This is a genomic window from Erwinia tasmaniensis Et1/99, from assembly GCF_000026185.1.
Taxonomy (GTDB): Bacteria; Pseudomonadota; Gammaproteobacteria; order Enterobacterales; family Enterobacteriaceae; genus Erwinia; species Erwinia tasmaniensis.
On the sequence record NC_010694.1, the window covers coordinates 2846960 to 2870803 of the forward strand.

18 protein-coding genes and 2 pseudogenes are annotated in these 23844 nt (G+C 55.7%); 6 read left to right on the plus strand and 14 right to left on the minus strand.

From position 1 onward, the window contains the following. Positions 1 to 45: 45 nt before the first annotated feature. The 5 genes from brnQ to phoB form a co-directional block, all read right to left on the minus strand. Positions 46 to 1368 carry a branched-chain amino acid transporter carrier protein BrnQ gene (brnQ, locus tag ETA_RS13885; protein ID WP_012442255.1) on the minus strand — a complete coding sequence of 441 codons (1323 nt, stop codon included), beginning with the start codon at positions 1366 to 1368 and terminating at the stop codon, positions 46 to 48. Between the two features lie 458 nt (positions 1369 to 1826). Next, positions 1827 to 2927 (minus strand): cobalamin-independent methionine synthase II family protein, encoded by a 1101-nt coding sequence (locus ETA_RS13890; RefSeq protein WP_042959071.1) that lies wholly within the window; start codon positions 2925 to 2927, stop codon positions 1827 to 1829. Positions 2928 to 3195: 268 nt separating this feature from the next. Then, the gene (locus ETA_RS13895; protein ID WP_012442257.1) at positions 3196 to 4119 is read right to left on the minus strand and encodes a PstS family phosphate ABC transporter substrate-binding protein; all 924 of its coding nucleotides are present in this window, start codon (positions 4117 to 4119) and stop codon (positions 3196 to 3198) included. 18 nt (positions 4120 to 4137) lie between these two features. Then, positions 4138 to 5454, minus strand: a complete 1317-nt coding sequence (gene phoR, locus ETA_RS13900; protein WP_012442258.1) for a phosphate regulon sensor histidine kinase PhoR — start codon at positions 5452 to 5454, stop codon at positions 4138 to 4140. 22 nt (positions 5455 to 5476) lie between these two features. Next, positions 5477 to 6166: a phosphate response regulator transcription factor PhoB gene (gene phoB, locus ETA_RS13905; protein ID WP_012442259.1), complete on the minus strand. Its 690-nt coding sequence runs from the start codon at positions 6164 to 6166 to the stop codon at positions 5477 to 5479. A 176-nt stretch (positions 6167 to 6342) separates the two neighbouring features. Between phoB and sbcD the strand changes: the two genes are divergently transcribed. The 3 genes from sbcD (at position 6343) to ETA_RS13920 (ending at position 11882) form a co-directional block, all read left to right on the plus strand. Further along, complete coding sequence (sbcD, locus tag ETA_RS13910) at positions 6343 to 7566, plus strand: exonuclease subunit SbcD (protein WP_012442260.1); 1224 nt, start codon at positions 6343 to 6345, stop codon at positions 7564 to 7566. Then, a complete protein-coding gene (locus ETA_RS13915; RefSeq protein WP_012442261.1) occupies positions 7563 to 10922 on the plus strand; it encodes an AAA family ATPase in 3360 nt (1119 codons plus the stop codon). Before sbcD ends, ETA_RS13915 begins: the two co-directional genes overlap by 4 nt. A 345-nt stretch (positions 10923 to 11267) precedes the next feature. Next, positions 11268 to 11882: a hypothetical protein gene (locus ETA_RS13920; RefSeq protein WP_012442262.1), complete on the plus strand. Its 615-nt coding sequence runs from the start codon at positions 11268 to 11270 to the stop codon at positions 11880 to 11882. Between the two features lie 246 nt (positions 11883 to 12128). On the opposite strand, the gene qhpR is transcribed toward ETA_RS13920, so the two are convergent. Beyond that, positions 12129 to 13223 carry an AraC-like transcriptional regulator QhpR gene (qhpR, locus tag ETA_RS13925; RefSeq protein ID WP_049778760.1) on the minus strand — a complete coding sequence of 365 codons (1095 nt, stop codon included), beginning with the start codon at positions 13221 to 13223 and terminating at the stop codon, positions 12129 to 12131. A gap of 146 nt (positions 13224 to 13369) precedes the next feature. Next, positions 13370 to 14374 carry a phosphotransferase enzyme family protein gene (locus tag ETA_RS13930; RefSeq protein WP_012442264.1) on the minus strand — a complete coding sequence of 335 codons (1005 nt, stop codon included), beginning with the start codon at positions 14372 to 14374 and terminating at the stop codon, positions 13370 to 13372. A gap of 216 nt (positions 14375 to 14590) precedes the next feature. Here ETA_RS13930 and eat point away from each other — a divergent pair, with 216 nt between their 5' ends. Together eat and rdgC are read left to right on the plus strand one after the other, a co-directional pair. Continuing rightward, a complete protein-coding gene (eat, locus tag ETA_RS13935) occupies positions 14591 to 15955 on the plus strand; it encodes an ethanolamine permease (protein ID WP_012442265.1) in 1365 nt (454 codons plus the stop codon). A 170-nt stretch (positions 15956 to 16125) separates the two neighbouring features. Next, positions 16126 to 17037 carry a recombination-associated protein RdgC gene (rdgC, locus tag ETA_RS13940; RefSeq protein ID WP_012442266.1) on the plus strand — a complete coding sequence of 304 codons (912 nt, stop codon included), beginning with the start codon at positions 16126 to 16128 and terminating at the stop codon, positions 17035 to 17037. Between the two features lie 93 nt (positions 17038 to 17130). Here the strand turns inward: rdgC and ppnP are convergent, their stop codons facing one another. The 7 genes and pseudogenes from ppnP to aroL form a co-directional block, all read right to left on the minus strand. Beyond that, positions 17131 to 17421 carry a pyrimidine/purine nucleoside phosphorylase gene (gene ppnP / locus ETA_RS13945; RefSeq protein WP_012442267.1) on the minus strand — a complete coding sequence of 97 codons (291 nt, stop codon included), beginning with the start codon at positions 17419 to 17421 and terminating at the stop codon, positions 17131 to 17133. Between the two features lie 86 nt (positions 17422 to 17507). Continuing rightward, positions 17508 to 18194 carry an AroM family protein gene (locus tag ETA_RS13950; protein ID WP_012442268.1) on the minus strand — a complete coding sequence of 229 codons (687 nt, stop codon included), beginning with the start codon at positions 18192 to 18194 and terminating at the stop codon, positions 17508 to 17510. Further along, positions 18194 to 19129: a DUF1177 domain-containing protein gene (locus ETA_RS13955; protein ID WP_012442269.1), complete on the minus strand. Its 936-nt coding sequence runs from the start codon at positions 19127 to 19129 to the stop codon at positions 18194 to 18196. Before ETA_RS13955 ends, ETA_RS13950 begins: the two co-directional genes overlap by 1 nt. Before the next feature lie 22 nt (positions 19130 to 19151). Further along, a pseudogene (locus ETA_RS13960) lies at positions 19152 to 20711 on the minus strand (OPT/YSL family transporter). A gap of 187 nt (positions 20712 to 20898) precedes the next feature. Further along, positions 20899 to 21690, minus strand: a pseudogene (locus ETA_RS13965) (IclR family transcriptional regulator). Between the two features lie 295 nt (positions 21691 to 21985). Continuing rightward, positions 21986 to 22177 carry a YaiA family protein gene (locus tag ETA_RS19360; protein ID WP_012442273.1) on the minus strand — a complete coding sequence of 64 codons (192 nt, stop codon included), beginning with the start codon at positions 22175 to 22177 and terminating at the stop codon, positions 21986 to 21988. 142 nt (positions 22178 to 22319) lie between these two features. Continuing rightward, positions 22320 to 22844 carry a shikimate kinase AroL gene (aroL, locus tag ETA_RS13970; protein ID WP_012442274.1) on the minus strand — a complete coding sequence of 175 codons (525 nt, stop codon included), beginning with the start codon at positions 22842 to 22844 and terminating at the stop codon, positions 22320 to 22322. A gap of 306 nt (positions 22845 to 23150) precedes the next feature. Here aroL and ETA_RS13975 point away from each other — a divergent pair, with 306 nt between their 5' ends. Then, complete coding sequence (locus tag ETA_RS13975) at positions 23151 to 23828, plus strand: DUF2076 domain-containing protein (RefSeq protein ID WP_012442275.1); 678 nt, start codon at positions 23151 to 23153, stop codon at positions 23826 to 23828. Positions 23829 to 23844: the final 16 nt, after the last annotated feature.

A 23844-nucleotide genomic window follows, 5' to 3' on the forward strand; every position in this document is an offset into this window, starting at 1 on the left:
ACCTGTCGACCCCTCACCGCTGGGGTAAGGGGAGGTTTTACAACGCTATTGTTGATGCGCAGTAACCGACTGGCGGCCTGAAACGCGATCGTAGACGGCCACCAATACCAGCATCACCAGTGAAGGCGGCAACCATGCTAAACCCTGATCCGCCAGCGGCATGTTTTGGGTAAATTCTGGAAGCATCGCCTTTAAATTAGTGGTTTTGATTGCGTCAACGATACCAAACAGCAGGCTGACCAGCATGACTGGCGCAACAATCCTTGTGCTTTTCTTCCACCAGCTCAGGGTAAAGCTTAACAGCACCAGCACGATACACGGCGGGTAGATCGCGGTTAAAACTGGAATTGAGATCTGGATAAGATGGCTAAGACCAAGATTGGAAACCACCATCGAAAACGCGCCAATAATAAACACCAGTTGGCGGTAGCTGAAAGGCAAATAGTGCTCAAAGAATTCAGCACAGGCACAGGTCAGACCAACGGCAGTCACAATACAGGCGACAAAAATTAGTGAAGCAAGGAAGAAGCTGCCCATCGCACCGAAGGTATGCTGCACATAAGCATGCAAAATGGCCGCGCCGTTAGCGCTCTGATCGACAATGCTTGCGCTATCGGCACCCAGTTTAAACAGAGCCAGATAAACCAGCGTCAGGCCGACACCGGCAATCAATCCAGCGATCACGGTATAGCGAGTCAGTAATTTTGCTTCGCTGATGCCGCGCGACCGGGCGGCATTAACTATCACAATACCGAATACCAGCGCACCGAGGGTATCCATCGTCAGATAACCGTTCACAAAGCCGTTGGAGAACGCCGCACGCTGATATTCAACGCTGGCAGGCGCAATCCCTCCTGCTGGCCACAGCAGTGCAGCCAGGCCTAATACGGCCAGGGCAAAAATTTTCAGCGGAGCCAGAATATGGCCAACGGTATCTAACAGTTTTCCCGGATAAAGCGAGATGCCAATCACCAGGATAAAATAGACCAGGCTGTAGATAAACAGCGGCAGTGCGCCATCGCCGGTCAGTGGTGCAATACCCACCTCAAACGAAACGGTGGCGGTACGCGGTGCTGCAAACAGCGGTCCGACGGCCAGATAGCAGACGGTCGCCAGCACCACGCCAGCCACTTTACCGATGGGCGAGCTGAGGGCATCAATCCCTCCCCCCACGCGCGCCAGGGCAATGACCGAAATAACCGGCAGGCCAACAGCAGTGATTAAGAAGCCCAGGGCGGCATGCCAGACATGCTCTCCGGCCTGGATACCTACCATCGGCGGGAAGATAATGTTCCCGGCGCCGACAAACAGGGCAAAAGTCATAAAGCCCAGTGCCAGAATATCTTTTGAAGTTAAACGATGCGTCATAAGAAACGTGCTGCCTGTGGTGGTGTTAAAAGTCGTGATGTCAGTGCCGCTCGTCAAACTTCAGCAGCAGGGGCAATCCCTGCTCACTGAATAATTTTACGGCCAATCACCCCGCATGCTCTTAATAGGTCACAAAATCAGAAGGATGCAGTCGAAAATACTGATTACATCGCGACAGAGAGTGAATATAAGATGATTATTTTCTATATTCAGGGGAATGACGAGAAACGGGCCTAAGTAGAACGTTTATAGCGGGGAAAGGCAATACGGGATCGGCAAAGTAGATGAATATAGCGCAAAAAACTGCATAACCAGTGCATATAATTAGATCACGCCCAAAAATCGTTACATGATTTGTATTTTTTTTACACTATGTGGCGTCAAATTTCTCAATAAGACGTTCAGGGAAGCGCGAAAGGCGCATAAATACGCGCCTTGTGCACAAAGTGATGCCATTTTTACCAAACGCGGTTTACCACCTCCACCACCAGGCGCAGCTTGGCCCATTGCTGCTCTTCCGTCAGGCTGTTCCCTTCTTCGGTGGAGGCAAAGCCGCACTGTGGGCTGAGGCAAATTTGATCCAGGCTAACGAACTGCGCGGCCTCGCGCAGACGTTTTTCAACCGTATCCGCCGCCTCCAGCTCCCCGCTTTTAGTGGTGATAAGCCCCAGCACCACCTGCTGCCTGCCTTTTTTGATAAAGCGCAAAGGCTCGAAACCGCCCGAACGCTCATTATCATATTCAAGGAAGAAGGCATCAATGTTAACCCCGCCAAACAGAATTTCCGCCACCGGCTCGTAGCCCCCTTCGGATATCCAGGTTGAGCGAAAATTGCCCCGGCAAACGTGCAGGCCGATTTTCAAATCATCCGGCTTACCCTCAATGGCTTTATTCAGCACGCGGGCGTAGGTTCGGGCCAGCTCTTGCGGGTTATCACCGCGTTCGCGGATCTGCTGTTGCTGATCGTCAGAACAGAGATAGGCCCAAACGGTATCGTCCAGCTGTAAATAGCGACAGCCTGCATCGTAGAAAGCCTGGATCGCGTCGTGCCAGGTTTGCGCAAGGTCGTCGAAATAGACCGCCAGATCGGGATAAACCTGCGCATCAATCACCTGACGTCCGCCACGAAAATGCAGCACGCTGGGGCTGGGGAGGGTCATTTTGGCCACGGCATCCCCGCTGATGCTTTGCAAAAAGCGGAAATCTTCTAACATCGGATGATCGCTGAAGCCCAGCTTACCGGTCACTTTCACGCCACGCGCTTTAGTCTGCACGCCGTTGAACTGAATGCCCTGCTCTGCTTCATAGCGCTCTACTCCATCCAGACCGTCAAAAAAGTCAAAGTGCCACCAGGCACGGCGGAATTCGCCGTCGGTGACGACCTGCAGGCCGCTGGAACGCTGGCTGGCGACCACGTTGCGGATCGCTTCATCTTCAATGCTGCGTAGTTCAGCCGCGTCAATATTACCGGCGGCAAACTGCTCACGCGCCTGTTTAATCGCCGCCGGGCGCAGAAAACTGCCCACCACTTCGGCACGATAAGGTACGGATGTTGTCATGATAGCGACTCCTGGCCTGCACATGGGCGCATCATTGCGTTGCGCAACTGTCACCGTTAGTTATATTTAGACTTCTGGACGTCTAAATCCATGCCGGTAACAGTGTCATGAGAATGCCAACGCCGCAAACGAGGAAAATTCATGGTTCGTGAGGAATATTCATGATGTGGGAAACGCACACGTTCGAGGGAGTACTCACGGCTTTTCATTGGCGAAAGGCCGGTCAATGACGACCCAACCTTTGCATCTCTGATTTGTCTTCCCGAAGTTATTGCGCAATCATCGCCAGCGCCTGTTGTCTTTGCGCTTCTGATAACGGCAGGTAGCCAGCCTGACTGACCACCCCCTGACCCGCGCCGGATAACGCCAGACGAAGAAACGCGGCGGTAAGCGGCTCCAGCGGTTTTCCCGGTGCCTTGTTGACATAGATATAGAGAGGACGCGCGTAGGGATAGCGGCCGCTGCGGATATTTTCGGCCGTGGGCGCTATCCAGTTATGATCGTCCCGCGCCACCGGCAGCACCTTAACGCCGCTAAGATGAAACCCGGCGCTGGCATAGCCAATCCCGTTTAGCGAACCGGCAACCGCCTGTATCACCGCAGCGGAGCCGGGATATTCCCCGACATCCTGGCGTAAATCACCGTTGCACAACGCCTGCTGTTTGAAAAAACCCCAGGTTCCGGAAGCGGAATTGCGGCCAAAGCGCTGTATGCCACGCTGCGTCCAGCCTGGCTGCTTAAGTTGCAGATCGCCCCAGGTTTTTGGCGTGAACAGTGCGCCGCACAGGCGGGTCACCGAGAAAATCGCATCCAGCTGTTGTGCGTTCACTCCGGCTAACGGATTATCCTGATTCACTACCACCACCAGCGCATCAATCGCTACCGGTACGGCCAGCGGGGGATAACCGTATCTGTCCTCCAGCAGCTGTCGCTCTGCCGTCTGCATCGGTCTGCTCATCGCGCCCAGCTGTGCTGCCCCGGCGGCCAGCGCGGTCGGAGCCGTTGACGAACCCGCCGCCTGGATCTGCACATTAACCCCCGGATACTGGCGGCTAAAATTGTCTCCCCACAGCGCCATCAGATTACCAAGCGTGTCAGACCCAACGCTGTTCAGATTGCCCGCCAGCATGCCCTCTTTGGCATGAGCCAGCACGCTGACCAGCAGCAGCGTCAGTGCGATAAAATTTTTCATGCTCCGGGTTCCCTGTGACTAACGCCCTGCGGTTGCGCCCGCTGTTGCATCAACAATTAACCTGGGGGCCAGCTGAAAGCTGAAGCAGGTTTCTCCTTCGCCGGGGGCGCTACTGATATTCAGCCGCGCGTTATGGTGGCTTAGCGCATGTTTGACGATAGCCAGACCTAAACCGCTTCCCCCGGTCTGGCGGGATCGCGCCTTGTCCACGCGATAGAAGCGCTCCGTCAGGCGCGGTAAATGCTCTGGCGCAATGCCCGGGCCGTTATCTTCCACCCTGAACTCTGCCCCCTGTACGGTGCGTTGCCAGCTGATGGTGATGCGGGTGCCGTCCGGGGTGTGATTCACCGCATTGTACACCAGGTTAGACATCGCGCTGCGCAGCTGTTCGTCATTGCCAAACACGCGTAGGTTCGGATCGCTGACAAACTGAATGTGATGACGCCCGTGGCTTAACGTTTCCGCTTCACGCTGCAATAGCCGCAACATCATGGGCACGTCGACGATTTCCTGCAGGTCGGTTGCCGGAGCCGCCTCGATGCGTGACAGCGTCAGCAGCTGCGCCACCAGGCTATCCATACGCTTTGCCTGCTCCTGCATGGTTTGCACCGCTTTGTCACGCAGGCCACCTTCCAGCGCCGAATCACTCATCATCTCCAGATAACCCTTCAACACCGTTAGCGGCGTGCGCAGCTCGTGACTGACGTTGGCAAAAAAGTTGCGGCGCGCGCCTTCAAGCTGGTGCATTTGCGTCACGTCACGCGCCACCAGCAGCCACTGCCCTTCACTGTAGGGCATGATGCGAAATTCAAGATGGCGCTGGTTGTTCAGTACCAGCGTCAGCGGATGCGCGAAATCGCGCTGGCGCAGATAGCGGGTAAACTCCGGGTAGCGCAGCAGGTTAAGGATATTCTGGCCATTATCTTCCGGCCAGCGCAGCCCCAAAATCTGCTGGGCCAGTCCGTTACACCAGAAAATCGTGCCCTCTTCAGTGGTCAGCACCACCGCATCCGGCAGCGTTTCTGCCCCGCTGCGAAAGCGCTTAATCAGATGGCCAAGCTCACGGCGTCGGCGTCGGTTGCGCGCCTGCATCTGGTACAGGCCGTAAAAAAGAGGTTCCCAGCTGCCGCGCCCGCTGGGGGGCGTCATGCTACGGTCGACCCACAGCCAGTGCGAAAGCCGCAGCAGGTTGTTGAAATGAAAGCCCAGCACGCAAAGCACCGCCACCAGCAACAGCCAGGGCAATCCGCCCGCCAGCAGTCCTACGATCAGCGCGGGCAGGCAGGCGAGCAGCAGCTCAAACAATAATCTCTTCCAGGAGAGGCGTTCCAACACGATTCAGACTCCGTGCGAGCGATCAATAACGTGCAGAGAAACGATAACCTGTTCCGCGAACCGTCTGCACCATACGATCGTGCCCACTCACCTCCAGCGCCTTGCGCAGACGGCGAATATGAACATCGACGGTACGGTCTTCGACATACACGTTAGTCCCCCAGACATGGTTTAGCAACTGCTCACGGCTGTAGACGCGCTCTGGATGAGTCATGAAGAAGTGCAGGAGCTTGTATTCGGTTGGCCCCATTTCCAACGGCTGGGTAGCCGACATAACGCGGTGTGACGACGGGTCGAGCGTCAGCCCCTGCATCTCAATCACCTCTTCCACCGCCATAGGCGAAATGCGCCGCATCACGGCCTTTATGCGCGCCACCAGCTCTTTCGGCGAGAACGGTTTGGTAATGTAATCATCGGCACCGACTTCCAGCCCGCGTACGCGATCTTCCTCTTCGCCGCGTGCGGTCAGCATCATGACCGGGATATCGCGCGTCATCGCTTCACGCTTCAGGTGCTTAATAAACTGAATGCCCGATCCCCCCGGCAGCATCCAGTCCAGCAGGATCAGATCCGGCCAGGGTTCAATCAGCAAACTGACCGCGCTGTCATAATCCGCGGCTTCTATCGGATGATAGTCATTTTGTTCCAGAACGAAACACAACATCTCACGGATTGGGGCTTCATCTTCAACCACCAGAATGCGCTTTGCCATTATTGCTCCTGCTGCTGTGACAGATTGTCACGGGATATGCGGCATCATTATGCGTCAGTTTTATGACAGTTTTATGAAAAAAGCACGCCCGGCAAGGACGGACGAAACGAATTAAATATCTGCACGGCAATATGTTTATAATCACCGCTTCGCGTTTCTGCCATGAAGGGAGCACCATGCGCATCATTCATACTGCCGACTGGCATCTTGGCCAGTTTTTCTATACCAAAAGCCGTGCGGCAGAGCATCAGGCATTTCTTGACTGGCTGCTGGAACAGGCAGAAACGCAGCAGGTCGATGCCATCATCGTCGCCGGTGATATTTTCGATACCGGTTCCCCACCGAGTTACGCACGCGAGATCTACAACCGCTTTGTGGTAAAGCTACAGCCAACCGGCTGTCAGCTGGTGGTGCTGGGCGGCAATCACGATTCGGTCACTATGCTTAATGAATCGCGTGAACTGCTGGCCTGCCTGAATACCCGGGTGATCGCCGCCGCCGCTGAGGATATCCGTCAGCAGGTGCTGGTGCTGAACCGCCGCGACGGGCAGCCGGGCGCTCTGCTGTGCGCCATTCCCTTCTTACGTCCGCGTGATATTTTGCGCAGCCAGAGCGGGCAGTCAGGGCGCGAAAAACAGCAAAGTCTGCTGGAAGCCATCAGCGAGCATTATCAGCGCTGCTGGCAGGAAGCACTGGCACAGCGCAATGCGCTCGGCCTGGCGCTACCGATTATCGCCACCGGCCATCTGACGACCATGGGCGTCACCAAAAGCGATGCGGTACGCGATATCTATATCGGCACGCTGGACGCTTTTCCGGCTGACCTCTTCCCTCCGGCGGATTACATCGCCCTCGGCCATATTCACCGCGCCCAGCGCATTGCCGACAGCGACCACATCCGCTACAGCGGCTCGCCGATCCCGCTGAGTTTTGACGAGCTGGGCACAGCGAAAAGCGTGATGCTGGTTGATTTTACTGAAGGCCAGCTTAGCCAGGTCCGCGCGCTGCCGATCCCGCTATTCCAGCCGATGCAGATGATCAAAGGCTCCCTGGCGCAGATAGAACGGCAGCTGGCGCAGCTAGAGCCGGATGCACAGGGCAAAACCGTCTGGCTGGACATTGAAATCGTCACCGACGCTTACCTCAGCGAACTACAGCGCCGCATCCAGGAACTGACCACCGCGCTGCCGGTGGAGGTGGTGCTGCTGCGCCGCAGCCGCGAACAGCGTGAACAGGTGATATCGCGCCAGAACAATGAAACGCTCAGTGAACTCAGCGTTGAGGAGGTGTTTGCACGGCGGCTGGAGTCAGAACCCGAGCAGCCTGAGCGGCTGGCACGCGCCAGCGCGCTGTTTGCCCAGACGCTGGAAGCGGTGCGCCATGAGGAGCCAACATTATGAAAATTCTCACCCTGCGCTTTAAAAACCTCAACTCGCTGAAGGGCGAATGGAAAATCGACTTCACGGCGGAACCCTTTGCCAGCAACGGCCTGTTTGCCATTACCGGGCCGACCGGCGCGGGGAAAACCACCCTGCTTGACGCTATCTGCCTTGCGCTCTATCACGAAACCCCGCGCCTGAAAAACATCACCCAGTCACAGAACGACCTGATGACGCGCGATACCGCAGAATGTCTCGCAGAGGTGGAATTTGAAGTAAAAGGCGTTGCCTGGCGCGCCTTCTGGAGTCAAAACCGCGCGCGCGGTGCCGTTGATGGCAACCTGCAGGCACCGCGCGTTGAACTGGCGCGCTGCGAGGACAATCACATCGTCGCCGACAAGGTGAAAGACAAGCTGGAAAATATCGCCAGCCTGACCGGGCTGGATTTCGAGCGTTTTACCAAGTCGATGATGCTGTCGCAGGGCCAGTTTGCCGCCTTCCTCAATGCCGATGCCAACAAGCGCGCCGAGCTGCTGGAAGAACTGACCGGCACCGAGATTTATGGCCGTCTGTCGTCAGCGGTATTTGAGCGCCACAAAGAGGCAAAGACGGCGCTGGACGCGCTGCGCGCGCAGGCTGGCGCGATGGATCTGCTGGATGCGGAACAGCAGCAGAGCCTGACCAGCCAGTTAGCACAGCTGTTAGACGATGAGCGGGTACTCACTTCACAACAGCAAGGCCAGCAGCAGGCGTTACAGCAGCTGCAACAGCTGGAAAGGTTACAGCAGGAGCAGCAGCAGCTTTCCCATCAGCGGCAGCAGCTGGATGAGCAGATAGAGCAGGCAAAGCGGCAGCTTGGCGCGGCAGATCTTGAGCAGCAGCAGGCGCTGAAGGCTTATGACGATCATCAGCAGCATCGCCAGCAGCAGGAAACCCTGATCGCCGAACAGGTTATCCCTCTGGATCACCAGCTCGCCACGCTGCAAGAACAGTCTGAGCAGCTGGCCAGAGAGCAAAGTGAGCACCAACAATTGCTAACAGCGCGGCTGACGGAGAGCGCTAAAAACCAGCAGATCCAGCAGGATAAGCAGGCGCAGCAGCAGCTGCTGAACCAGTGGCGCGAAGCGCATCCCCATTTTTCCCACTACGGCGAGCATCTACCGCTGTGGCGTGAACGCTTCAATCAGCAGCAGCAAAGTGAGCAATCACTTTTAGCGCTAAGCCAACGGCTAAAGCTCCAACAGCAAACGGTGCAGCAGCAGGAACAGGCTCTACAACAGCTTAGTCAACAGGCAGCCCCGCTTCAGCAACAGCTTGATGCCGCGCAGCACAGCCTGAATCAGGCGCAGCAGGCGCTGGCCCCGTTACAACAGCAGCACCCGCAGGAGAGCCTGCGCAACGCGCTGGAGCAGTTTAGCCGTCTGCGCCCGCACCGCCAGCTGCTGGCTACGCTGCTGCCGCAATGGCGGCAGCTCGGTGAACGCCGCAGCCGGCTAAAGCAGGAGCAGCAGGCGTTAGCACAGCAGATACAGCAATGCAGTGAGCAGTTACTAACCCTGCGCACCCGCTGGGCAGAGAAACGCCAGCATGAGCAGGATCTCGACAAACGTTGCAGGCTGGAGCAGCGCATTGCCGACCTGGAGCAGCAGCGCGCGCTGCTGGAATCGGGGCAACCCTGCCCACTGTGCGGGTCAGAAAATCATCCGGCGATTGCCGAATATCGGGCGCTGGAGCCATCGGAAAATCAGCAACGGCTCAACGGCCTGAAAGAAGAAGTGCGGGTGCTCGGCGAACAGGGCAGCGCCTGTAAAGCACAGCTAAAACAGCAGCAGGAGCTGGCGCAGCGCCAGCAGCAGGATGATGACGATCTTGCCCGTCAGGCAACGGAGCTGGAACAGCAGTGGCACGGCGCAGCCGCACTGCTGGCGCTGGCGTTCTCCCCGGATCAACATCAGCAGGCCCACGACTGGCTGGCGCAGCAGGAGCAGCAGGAAAGCGAACTTCAGCAACAGCTCAACCGGCTGGAGCAGGCGCTGCGCCACTGCCAGCAGCAGCAGGAGTCGCTGTATCAGCAGCAGCAGGCCTGGCAGCAGCTTGAACGACAGACTGCCCTGCACCAGCAGGAGATGACGACAACTCGTCACAGTCTGAGCGAGCTGGAGCAACAGCTGGAGCAGGATCGGCAGCGCGCACGCCAGCTGCGTGGCGATTTGGCCGCCAGCCTCGCGCCGCTGGAGCTTCAGCTACCGGAAGACGGTGACTATCAGGGCTGGCTACAGATCCGTGAGCAGCAGTGGCAACAGTGGCAGCAGAACGCCGCCGAGCTGGCCACGCTGGCACCGGAACTGGCGGCGCTCGGCAGCCGTCAGCAGGCGCTGGAGGAGGAGCGGAGGCAGCAGCAGTCGCGTCTTGAGGCGCTGGATGCGCGCAGTCGGCAACAGCAGCAAACTCTGAGCGAATGCCAGCAGCAGCGCCAGCGGCTGTTTGGCAATGCACTGGTCACCAGCGTCAGGCAGCAGCTCAACGGCGAGTCAGAAAAGCATCAGCACAATCTGCATCAGCAGCAGCAACAGTGGCAACGGCTGCAAGACCGGATAAATACTCTGACCGGACAGCATAAATCACTAAATGAACAGTTGGTTAATCTGCATTCACGGCTGGATGAGGCAGTAAAACGCGTTGAGCAACCGGAAAACCTGACTGCGCAGCAGCAGATCCTACAGGCCAGCCTGGAGGCGCTTAGTCAGCAACTGCGCGAACTGGCCAGTCGGCAGGGGCAACTGCGCCAGCAGCTCGACCACGATGCAGCACGCCGCTTACAGCAACAGTCGCTGCTGGCGCAGGTGGCCGCCAACGAGCAGCAGCTGGAAGACTGGAGCTATCTCCACGATCTGATTGGCTCCAAAGACGGCAGTAAGTTCCGCCGCTTTGCCCAGGGGTTAACCCTCGACCATCTGGTGTGGCTGGCGAACAATCAGCTAAGCCGCCTGCACGGTCGATACCTGCTCCAGCGCAAGTCGCAGGAGGCGCTGGAATTAGAGGTGGTCGACACCTGGCAGGGCGAAACCCGGCGCGATACGCGCACGCTGTCCGGCGGCGAGAGCTTCCTCGTCAGCCTGGCGCTGGCGCTGGCGCTCTCTGATTTGGTCAGTCATAAAACGCGCATTGAATCGCTGTTCCTTGATGAAGGCTTCGGCACGCTGGATGCCCAAACGCTCGACAGCGCGCTGGATGCGCTGGATGCGCTTAACGCCAGCGGTAAAACCATCGGGGTGATCAGCCACGTTGAGGCAATGAAAGAGCGCATTCCGGTGCAGATCAGAGTGAGGAAGATTAACGGGCTAGGTTACAGCAGGCTGGACCTGCCCGGCGGTTAATCAGGGCCCTGCTGACGGCCATGATTCGAGTGTCAGGCGGCAGTGTTTGCCGGTGAGGTTACCGCCAAACACCGCCGCCAATAAAAGATGATGTTGCGTCTTAATATTATCTTTAATGGTTTTTCATATCAGTGTGGTATCCGACCTGGCCGCCAGCACAGCCTCGAGAGAATAATATCGACATCCAGACTCTCAACGTTTCTTTTGGATAAATGAATACCAATGAATAAACGTATCGCTTATCTTGAATCATTCGCACACCAAAATTTTAGCGTATTTTGAAAGAAAGAAGCCCGTCTTTACTCTAAGTTAAAGGCATCCTTGAGTTAAAAAAGAATCACTACAATGACCGTAGCAAAAACAAGAAACATAACTACTGACAGGTTATTATCAATAATCTGTCAGCTTAATGCGGGTTTAAAAAAAGAAATTCTGAATTCCCTTAGCTCTGTGGCACCTTCCCCTGCCCTATTAAACAGACATGGAAATGCGTTTCACGGTGAGATTCGTAAAGCAACGACCAAGCCAGGAATAATAAAAAACATCCGTAGTCCTTATATAGAAAAAAAGGTTTCTAAAAAGCCACCAATATATAACCCACTGAACAGGCATGGCAATACGTTTCAGGGTCTTCCTCGTGGAGCCAGCACCGTGCCGGGAACAATCAAAAATATCCATAAGCCTGCTATAGAAAAAGAAAGTTTTGCAAAGATGCCCGCGTACATTACAACGAATAAACATGGCACTCAATTTCAGGGCATTCCCTTCAACAAAAGTAGAGAAGATTTCCCTCCCACTACGCCTGTTACAACACAGCCGAGACCGGCCCAAAATGGGGACCGGATCGAGAACACAGAAATAATGCCTGAATACCCAAAGTTAGAAATACCGGCTTTGTCCAAAAAACAATGGGATGCTTATTATACTACGGTGTATGTTTCCGACTGCGACATATCATGAGAGTTAGTCATAGCATGAATTTTTAGAACATCTGAATTCAGACGCTACTAAGATAATTGCGGTGTCGGGCCAACTGATAGATCATTTCAATATTATCGATAGCGCTAACCCGGGACACGTTCCGGGTTCTGATGACCGTGCGCCTGCCTGACTGGCGACCATGCCGCAGCGGATACAGGATAATGTTGACCATATAGAGAATTATCACGGTCAACGTTGTGACTTCAGCATGAAATATGGCGGTAATCAGCGCGCCCTGGTGCTGCGTACCGAGGGGATGAGCCGCTCTTCCTGACGCCACTGGCGCGGGCTGATGCCAAACCAGCGGCGGAAAGCGCGGGAAAACGCGCTGACTTCCGAGTAGCCCAGCAGCAGCGCCATTTCGGATATAGGCAGCTGGTGCTGCAGCAAATAGTGCTTCGCCAACTCGCAGCGCACGTTGTCGACCAGCGCGGTGAAACTGATCCCCTCCTCCCGCAGACGGCGCTGCAGCGACCAGCTTGATAGTCCCATTTTATCCGCCGCCTCTTCCAGCACCGGCTCCCCCTGTAACAGCGCCTGATGAACCTGTACCCGCGCCCGTTCGACAATATTTTGCTGCACGGAACGGTTATTCAGACGACGTATCGCATCCTGCATCACGCCCAATAAAAGCGGGTCGCTGTCGGGCATCGGGCGCGTCACATCGCGCTTGGCAATTACCAGCGAGTTGAAGGGTTGATCGAAAAAGACCGGGGCATCAAACACCTTGCAGTGCTCGTGCCATTGGGCCGGTCGGGGATGTTCAAAATGCACCTCACGCGGCGCCCAGTTTTTTCCCGCAACGTGGCGGATCAGATTCAGAAACATCCCCAGCGTCAGTTCGGCATCCTGGCGGCGGCACAGGATAGCACCGTGGCGCACCTGGTAGTCCAGACGCCAGCTGTCACCCTTATCGACCAGGCGCGTCAGGGTATCGTGCTGGTGCCAGGGGAAAGCGCTGGTGACATTATGCAGCGCCTGTTCCAGCGTCGGGCTGCACAAACCGATATAGCCGATCAGACCTAATGACTGCGGTTTAAACTGCTTGCCGTAGTGTAAACCGAAGTTATCACAATCCGAGTAGCGCGCCGCTTCTTCCATCACCCGGCAATAGTTAACCAGACCGAGGCTCAGCGTTGGCTGCGCCAGCAGCTCCGGATCGATACCGCTTACGCCAAAAATACGGTCTGCATCGCCACCGTTATCACAGATAAAGTCACTCAACCCGCTGGCGGCGGCGGCCAGCACGCCACGGTTACAGGCGCTTCCGCCGTTCAGAACATGGCTGACTTCCGTTCTGGCCAGATTACTTTGCATCATGGTGATTGCCTCATACTGCGGTGGATAGGCTAATCACAGCAATTTCCGTACCAGCCGCCATATCAAGGAAAATCATCGCTTTCCGGCGGCCTGAACGGACGATCGGCACCGCCGGAGCGCAGGGCTGCTCATCAACGGTGCAGCGGCTACGCGCCGACCGGCAGCCGTTGCGCCTCAAGGTAGCGACGGCACAAACGCACGGAATGATCCGCCCACTGCGGGCCGAGGCTCTGCGCCATTTCGGTTTCTGCATGCGAGCCGGCCCACGCCAGCAGCTGAATGCGGCGCTGGATAAGCAGCGTTGGCACCCTCGCCATTTCGGCATCGCTAATATGGGCAACCTGCTCATAGCCGCGCACCCAGTGGTCAATCCACTCGGCGGCGCGCGGATGATGTTCAACGAAGCTGATTGCCGCCGCCAGATCGTGCAGATACCAGCCGAAACCACAATCATCAAAGTCGATCACTCGGGTTTCCCCCTTGTGCAACAGCAGATTAGTGAGGCGTAGATCGGCATGGATAAGACCGTAATTGCGTGCATCCTTGCCGAATTCAGCCAGCGACGATCCCACCCGCTCCAGGGTCTCTTCCACAATCCCACGATCCGCTACGCGCAGATTGGGCGCATCACGCCAGTCTCCCCAGTGGCTCTGCGGGCTCACCATCGTTTGATGATCCCAGATTATGCGCTGAAAGCCAGCCGGACGCTGCCAGCTGCGGCTGTGCTGATGCAGGCGGGCGGTGATATGGCCCAGCTGCTGAAACGCACGAGGATCGACATCCGTTCCCGGCATCTCGCCCTCGATCCAGTGAAACAGCACCGCGTGCCGCACCGATCCATCTTTCATCATCAGGGTTTGCACCGTTTCCCCCTCACTGTCTGTCACCGCCTGTGGCACGTCAATGCCACCTGTGCGCAGGGCGTCCAGCCAGTGCAGTTCGCTTTCAATATCAGCGCGCTGGTGGTAATCCGCCCGATGCAGGCGCAGCGCGTAGCGCTTACCCCGCGCCTGAAGCAGAAAGGTGGCATTTTCCGAGCGGCACAGCAGGCTGAGGCTACCCTGTAAGGCCGCCGGATAGCGTGCCAGTGCCTGTTCAGCCAGACGCAACAGCGCGGCGTTACTCAGGGTGTCATATTGTTTAGCGGTCATAGTCTGACTCCGGGGTCGGTATTGGGCTGAAGTCACAGCATCCGATCGTCGTTCTTTTTCAGCTTGACCGCAGACGACCCAATTTTGACCGCAGCGTACAGCTGACGCTTTTTTTACCGCTCAGTTGACCGCAGAGCGCAAAATCATCGCGCCGGCGTCAAGTTTCCCCCGGCGGGCGGCTGCATTATCAGCAGACAAACACTAGGGGGATACGATATGACAACCACATTAAAGCCAACGCTGGGCACCCTGCATTTATGGGGCATTGCGGTAGGTCTGGTGATTTCCGGGGAGTATTTTGGCTGGAGCTACGGCTGGGGCGTGGCGGGAACGCTGGGATTTCTGCTGACAACGCTGATGATCGCCACCATGTATACCTGCTTTATCTTTAGCTTTACCGAGCTGACCACCGCCATCCCACATGCAGGCGGCCCGTTTGCCTACAGTCGCCGTGCGTTCGGTGAAACCGGCGGACTGATTGCCGGTATGGCAACCCTGATTGAATTCGTCTTTGCTCCCCCGGCCATCGCGATGGCAATCGGCGCCTATCTCAACGTGCAGTATCCTGAACTCAACCCCAAATATGCCGCAGTGGGGGCCTACGTGGTGTTTATGACGCTGAATATTCTCGGCGTAAAGCTGGCCGCGATGTTTGAACTGGTGGTGACCATTCTGGCGGTGCTGGAACTGCTGGTGTTTATGGGCGTAGTGGCTCCGGGCTTCAGTATGGCGAACTTTGCTGCCAACGGTTGGGCGGGCGGAGAGCACTTCGGCATGCCGGCGCTTTCCGGTATTTTTGCCGCCATCCCGTTTGCCATCTGGTTCTTCCTCGCGATTGAGGGCGCGGCGATGGCGGCCGAAGAGGCGAAAGATCCGAAACGCACCATCCCACGCGCGTACATTGCCGGTATCCTGACGCTGGTGGTACTGGCGATTGGCGTGATGCTGATGGCCGGCGGTGCCGGCGACTGGCGGGCGCTGTCCAATATCAACGATCCGCTGCCGCAGGCGATGAAAATGATTGTCGGCGAGCACTCCAACTGGATGCATATGCTGGTGTGGATCGGGCTGTTTGGTCTGATTGCCAGCTTCCACGGCATTATTCTCGGCTATTCACGCCAGTTCTTTGCTCTGTCTCGTGCCGGTTATCTGCCCGCCGGTCTGGCGAAACTGTCACGCTTTCAGACGCCGCATCGCGCCATTATCGCCGGTGGGGTGATTGGCATCGCGGCAATCTTCAGCGACGGCTGGATTAACCTACAGGGGATGACGCTGACGGCGGCAATGATCACCATGGCGGTGTTTGGTGCCATCGTGATGTACATCATGAGTATGCTAAGCCTTTTCCGCCTGCGCCGCACCGCACCGCGGCTGGAGCGAACTTTCCGCGCGCCGGGATACCCGATTGTTCCGGCGGTTGCCCTGCTGCTGGCAGGCGTTTGCATGGTGGCCATGCTGTGGTTTAACCCTCTGATCGGTCTGGTCTTTGCCGCCCTGATGCTGGCGGGCTATCTGTGGTTCCTGATGACCAAAAATCAGCGCGATAACGCCCCGCATGATGCGATGCTACAGGGAGAATAAGCGTTGCGGTGCGGGCCGATCCGCGCCGACCTTTCCAGCCAGCCCCTCGCGAATGGGGCTACTGCGGCCGCCAGATGCGGAAAGGCAATGAAACGCCGCCGCCGATTCGCTATCATGCGCGCTGACTTTGAACTCGCGCGCCCGGTGCGCGCCCGGAGAGGGAATACAGCATGCTGTGGTTTAAAAATTTGATGGTTTATCGCCTTAATCGCGATATCCCGCTGGTAGCAGACGAAATGGAAAAACAGCTCGATGCTTTCTCCTTCACGCCCTGCGGCAGTCAGGATATGGCCAAAACCGGCTGGGTGTCACCGCTGGGTGCGCACGGCGAAGACCTGACCCACGTCACCAACGGACAAATCCTGATTTGCGCACGCAAAGAGGAGAAAATGCTGCCTTCACCGGTAATCAAGCAGGCGCTGGAGGCTAAAATCAGCAAGCTGGAAGCCGAACAGTCTCGCAAGCTGAAGAAAACCGAAAAAGACTCGCTTAAAGACGAAGTGTTACACAGCCTGCTGCCGCGTGCTTTTAGTCGTTTCAGCCAGACCTGTGTCTGGATCGATACCGTGAATAACCTGATTATGGTCGACTGCGCCAGCGCGAAAAAAGCGGAGGATACCCTTGCCCTGCTGCGTAAGAGCCTCGGTTCACTGCCGGTGGTGCCGCTGACGCTGGAAAGCCCGATAGAGCTGACGCTGACCGAATGGGTGCGCTCCGGGGAGCTACCGGCCGGTTTCGCTCTGATGGATGAAGCCGAACTGAAGGCAATTCTGGAAGATGGTGGCGTGATCCGCTGTAAAAAGCAGGACCTGGTGTGCGACGAGATAGCGAACCATATTGAGGCCGGCAAACTGGTGACCAAGCTGGCGCTTGACTGGCAGGAGCGTATCCAGATGATCCTGTCTGACGATGGCTCAATTAAACGCCTGAAATTTTCCGATATTCTCCGCGAACAGAATGATGATATTGACAGGGAAGACGTGACCGGACGTTTTGACGCTGATTTTATCCTGATGACCGGTGAACTGGCCGCGTTGATCAGCAATACCGTGGAGGCGTTGGGCGGAGAAGCACAGCGTTAAAAGCGAGAAGCTTGAACCCACGGCATCCCTGGTGCGTAAATAGGACGCAGACGGCAGGGATGCCGCTCATTTTTCAGCCCAGAGGCTGTAATATCAGTCTTTCAGATAGCGGCACAGGTATGCCGTCGGTTCTGCCACCTGCAGGTAAAACTCGCTATGGCCCGGTACGTTAAACGCCTCACCTGCCTGATACCATTTCCAGTCGGTTTCACCCGTCAGTAGTACCTTCAGCGAACCGCTAACAACGGTCATCTCCTCCGCCTGAGCGGTGGCAAAAGTGTATTCGCCTTCGGCCATCACTCCTACGCTGGCACGACCGGCGCTGGCACTTTCAAAACCTATCGACTTCACTTTACCATCGAAATACTCACTCACATTGAGCATATAATATCCTTGTAATCACAGACAAAGGTAGACTGGCAGTGTAGAACCAATATCAAACGGCTGTCACGTATAATTGCGCATCCTGTTCAGCGCACCTGCACCAGCACTTCTGCTGCCAGCTTAACAACGAGGGTATTCGGCAGCAGTACCGGTATGCCCAATATCTTTTGTAGCCTGTCCCGATGCCGCTGCTGATAGCCGATGCAGTCGAGAACCACCACTTCCGCTCCCTGCTCCTGCAATGACAGCGCCGCGTCCAACAACGATCCATCGCCGGCCTGATAGGGGCTGGCAACGGCGTAACAGGGAGGATGGGACAGTACCTTCCACTTGCTGGCCTGCTCTGCCGTTTGTTCCACCACCGGCACCACCACCCCGACCTGCAAATCGCCAACGATCGTTGCGATCAGTGGTGGAACGATGCGATCCGGCTTTAGCAGCATGGCCCGGTTGGTGTGCAGACGATCGAATACGCCGGTACACAACAGTAGGATAGTCTCAAAACCCTGCTCCTCAAGCTGCAAAATACACTTTTGCAGGCCGCGCTCCACTTTATGTGATGCCAGCAAAACCTGACTGCCGTCGTTAAGCCTGGATACCAGAGTCCGATCGCCATCCTGCTTACCGAATTCTTGTTCAATTTGCTGGCGGCTAAGGCCATCCAAAAGCCCGGCGTGGGCTATCTGTGCTTCTGGTAAATACGTTAATAGCATCGGCAGAATGTCGATGCGCGGCGATTGTCCGATGGTTAAGGTGACCAGGTTTGTCTTCATCACATTGATTTCCGTGTCGTCAAATGCCCAAGACTTCCGTACAGGCTCAGCAGGCGCGCGTACTCCTCACCGTTGTAGAAGGCGCAGCCGCCTGCTCCAAACTCCTTTGCCACTTCCAGCGCAAACTTCACGGCCACGGCAATATCGATCTCATGGCTCGCGCCAGTACCGCAGCCGGGGACCACCGACTCGCTACAGATTGCCAGCCCCACCACCGGCACATCCGTTGCCGTGGCTGGCTGCATAATACTGTTCAGGTGATACACGCCGTTGCCATACGGCGTAATATCTTGAGTGGTGACAGGGAAGGTGACGGCCGGGCGGCCGGTTGTCATCTCCATGATCCGCAGCAGATCTTCCGACACGCGCAGAATGTACCCTTGCTTAACCGTTGGCGACAGCGCACAGCCCTTATGGTTAAGGATGCGATTACCTTTCGTGGTGTCGATAGAAAGGATAGCGTCCACGCCCGGCATCGCTTCATGCTGATGGATAATGGCGTCATCCACGGGCGAGTCCATAAAATCCACAGGATGATGGGCGCGTGTTGGGGCATGGGGGCAAATATGGGTAGAGATAATCACGTCTCCGGGCAGGATATCGCCCTGACGCTGCATCTTTGCTAACTTCAGCGCACAGCTGACGGCTGCGATCGCACCATCGGCATCGGAAACCAACCCGATACGCGCGGGGCGGGCACCTATGCCGCCCAACCGTCCGATGATGCCCAAAGTTGCGGCACTTCCCCCCTGGATTTTTCCCTGTCTGCCGGGCAGGGTGATACGAATAAAGTCGGTAAAACCCTTGGGCCCGCTTACGCGCCAGGTTTTCACATCGACCGCGGGATAATCGGCAAACAGTTCGACCACGTCGGCACCGGTGACGCTGGCACTATCAAACAGTTCGAAAACCTGCAAAGTCTGCTGCAAACTCATCCGTCTCTGCTCCCGTCGGTCATTATTTTTTAACGCTGCTGATGAGAAGGGAACTGAAGAAACTGTAGAGCGCGTCACCGGCAATAAATCCTGCCGCCATCACCTCCATCGGCGTACGCCCATGCCCAGCCCAGATACGCGAAATAATCAGTCGCAAAATGATGCCCACCACGACGGCCCAGCCTGCCATCGCATTGAAAATGAGTAGTCCTGTCGCTAACAGTACGCCGATCTGACGCTGAGGCCCGCCGATAAGTTGGAGCAGCGCCCCTGGGATCGCCCATAAAAGCAGGCGGTATGCAATCCCCGGATCGACGCCGGCCTAGATAGTCTTGGCGTAGACGCGTGCCACCGGCGGGATCAGTTCCTGGCTGAAAAAACTGGCGTGGGCGTACCACACCACAGGAATGGACACCACAAAGGCGATCAGCGCAGTAAACAGCTGGACCCGTCGCCCCCAAAGCTCCTGGCACAGATCCTGACCATAACCGCGCAACACAAAACCGCCTTTGAGATCGTAACCCATATCGGCGAATGCAGGACCGGTAGCGGCGGTAAAGCCTGTCAGTACGCAGAGTGCGAGTGGCGGGAAGCCCATCAGGATACCAATAATCAGGGTAATCAACGCCACGGCAAACGCAGGAAACCAGCCGGAGTGCATGGCCGCAATGCCCACCAACAGTTCGTGAACAAATGCAGCAAAGGCGGCGTAAACCACAAAGGCCAGCAGCGCAGGGAATGACATTTCGGCCCAAAGCCCAGCGCCCAGCGCCAGCAGCCCGGCGATAAGCAAGTAACTTACCGACCCTAAGCGAAGCGCTGTGCGCACTTCGCTATCCGGGCTGGAAAAACGCGCGCTGTCGTTCTTCTTAACGAGAACAACCCGTACCACCTGGATGAGAGCCACCAGCCCTGCCCCCATCATCACGCCATGAGGGATATAGTTCGCATTAATATCCACGCCAGCAACCGGCTGCGCATAGGCGCGCAGTAGCAGGCCAATGCCAAACATGCCGAGCGCCCAGATATTGCCGATGAATGCGGTACCCAGCGCCGCCATCGGAACTTTCAGCACCGAGCCAACAATGCCGCCCGCCACACCAACCAGCAGCAGCCGGGTATGGCTGCCGCCCTTATCCCCCGCCTTAATCGCCTCCGCGGCAGCGACCCCCGGCGGCCAGGCATTGCTGGCAGGAAATACACGGGTATCAAACAGACAGTATAACAGATAAGCATCCAGCAACATGGCCGCACTGACACCGACAAACATAGGCAAAATCAGCTGCGGCTGGCCCATTACCCAGGGTACGGCAATCGGCATCAGCAGGCTGTTGGCCGCACCGAAGGTGGCGGAAGAAATGGCCGTTTGAGCCAGGTTTTGCGTATGGACGGAACGATAACGTTGGAAGGCCTGAAAAGGTATTCGCGCCAGTAGCATCGCTAACAGTGCGCCAATGATAGATGTGTTCGGCGTCATGCCCAGGGTTGTTAATAGCTGTATGCCAATAATGGCACCCAGCACTGAAAGCAGGATCAGCATCACCACAATGCTAAAGTCTTTTAACGGATTTTCCTTTTTCATATTTTCTCCTTTGGATATCCTTATCAAAAACGTTTAATTTATACCTATAATAGAAATATCCCCCCGAACCTTTCAGGGGGATATTTTTTATTTAGCCTCTTTTGGGCTTTTAAAATAGTAATATTGAAAACAGCACTACAATTGCCCTGGTGAGGCGTTCCTCATATCATTTAAGAATATAAGGCCATTATTGCTCGATGGAAGAAACAGCAGTTCCGGGCCAGCCGTGGTCACTATATTGACCAGACAGTTTGCGTGTGACGACTTGGAGCGCGTCCAGCGTGGCGGGTAAATAAGGCTGTTCCTAGGTTAATGAAGGAAACGACAGGCACAGCGCCACGGTTTCCCCCAGGATTTTATTCGTCACGGTGGTCGACAGTGAGCTGATACCGTGCAACGTTTCATTTCGTGCCAGCGACCATCCCCGTTGACGAATACGGTCCAGCTCTGTCAGCAGCTGCTCAACCGTCTGAGGGGAGTTTGGCGAACTCACCTGCCAGTCATCCCGATACAAGTTACGCACGAAGTCATCGCCGTGCCGTGCCAGCAACGCCCGACCTACGGACGTATGGGCTGCAGGCATACGGCTACCGGGGGGCGTCACTAACTGAATAAACATTCGCCCCTGAAAAAGGCGCATAACCATAATTTCGCGCCCGTCCAGCACCGAAATATATCCCGTACAACTTGTTTCCGCCGCCAGTCTCACCATCATTGGCGAAGCACAATCCACCAGCGGTGTGGAAAGATAACGGCTGGTCAGAGACAACAACATACGACCGAGGCGAAAACAGCGGCTTTGGGGATCGCGCTCCAGCAAGCCTTCACTTTCCATCGTCGACAGCAGGCGGGAAACGGTGCTTTTAGGGAGACTCAACGCTTCAGCAATATCAGTAAAAGTCAGGCCAGGCTGTTCCTGTGTCAGATCGATATGCTTAAATAATTTGAGAATTGCAACAGAATTTTCCAATGTGGTCATATCGACAAGTTCCATTATAAGGAAATCGTGTTCCCGTTTAATTTATTTAAAAATAAAGACAGGCCACATTAAGGTCAAGAGATAATTTTTCGTCAGCTCACGAAATTAATTAAAAACGAAGTAGCAAACCAGAGGGAAAACACAATTTCAGAATTAAAAACCCTTATCCATTAAATTAATAAAAAACGTTTAGTGGAAAAGAGATCCGCCTACAGTTAATTATTCTGTAGAAGAAAACATGAAATAATGCATGATTTATTTGTTAGTCATTAAAAATGGCCTCCCTGCCATCGCGTTATCCTTTGGATTCATCCTCGTACCGCTCTTTCGCATCCAGAGCTTCCTGCTCGCTTTCATGTTCGCTAATCAGCGAGTTGGGTTTGGGATGGTCGGCACGTAACTCATACCATGTGACGGCTTTCTCAGGTGTTCCCTTTTCAACCGGTACAATATAGGCTTGGCGTGGATATGGCGGTCTGCCTGGCATAATGGTTCCCTCTTCAGTGTCAGTGTCTTTCATGGCCCGTGGCCAAACAGGTCAAGTATAGACAATCACAGCGTTTTATCTTGCTGAAAGGCACAAATGTAGCCGGGCACCCGGTAAAACCGGGCGCAGGCAGAGACAGGATTTAGCTGGCGCGGGCGAGAGAAAGAGAGCTAACGATTTGATTAACAACCGCATCTGGCGTTTGCATCGCATCAATAATATGGTGTGCTGCCAGCTGATACAGGGCATCGCGGGCCGCCAGCACTTCAACCATCTCTTCGGCAACGGGTCGGCCTGTCAGGGTTGGGCGCTGATCTGCCAGCGGATAGGCCTCAAGGCGAGCCGCCAACACCAGGGCGTTGGCATTCAGATAAATGACCCTGCCGTGTTCGCGCATATACAGTCGGTTTTCTTCTGCCAGGACCATGCCGCCACCGGTGGCAATCACTTTACTGGCCGCGGTCACCGCCTTTAAGGATTCGGCTTCGCGTGCACGAAATCCCGCCCAGCCTTCGATAGCCACAATATCAGCAACGGTCTGCTGACGGGCCTGCTGTAAGTAATGATCGGTATCACAAAAGTCGTACCCTAATGCCAGAGCCAGTGCCTGGCCAACGGTGGTTTTCCCGCAGCCGCGTGCGCCGATTAGATAAATGGGTAATGACATATCAGGCGCTTCCTTAAGCGAATGCTGCTAACGCCAATCGCATAGCAGAGGGGAGAAAAATAATCCAGCAGATAACATACTACCGGACATTTTCTATCAGAACCAGCAGTAAGGATTTATTTACAGGTGGATAGGATCTGATAGCGATTAAAATTAGATTTAACTGCTAAAGTTTGGTGGCAATCATTTGTTTACGCTGATTAACATCATTCAGTATTGCCGCAACATTTCCTTACTCCAGGATTATTTACTTTCCTGACGGTATTGACACTATGGTGTCCATCGCACGTTTTCGGAGAAATCTTTATGCAGAGCCAGGAACAACAATTAATTGAAAACCTGTTTAGCCGACTGAAACAGGCTGAATCTCAGTCCGCCGCGCGTGACGCCGCGGCAGAAAAATTAATTCAACAACAGGTGCAGCAACAGCCCGGCGCGCCCTACTACATGGCACAAACAATCCTGATCCAGGAAGCGGCGCTGAAGCAGCTGAACAGCCGCATCAGCGAGCTGGAGGCCCGACTTAATCAGCCTCAGCAGCCGCAACAAAGCAGCGGCGGCTTTCTTTCCGGGCTGTTCGGCGGCGGCAGTCGTTCTCAGCCACAGCAGCAGGCACCCGCGCCCTCTTCTGGCTGGGGCTCTCAACCTGCACAGACGCCTCAACAGCAGCCTGCGGCGGCGGCGCCTTCCGCCGGACGAGGTTTCCTCGGCGGCGCGCTGCAAACCGCTGCGGGCGTAGCGGGTGGCGTGGTATTGGCAGACATGCTGACCAGCATGTTCCACCATTCTCAGCCGGAAGAAATCGTCAATATCATTAATGAACCTGCAATGCCCGAAACGGATTTCAGTAACAATCTGGATACCTTCAACGGCAGCGACAACGCCTCTTTCCTGGATCAGGACAGCGGACAGCAGGATTACGCTAACGACAACGGTAACGACGGTTTTAACGACAACGACTTCGACGACGACAGTTTCGTATAACGCCGACCGCTCCTCT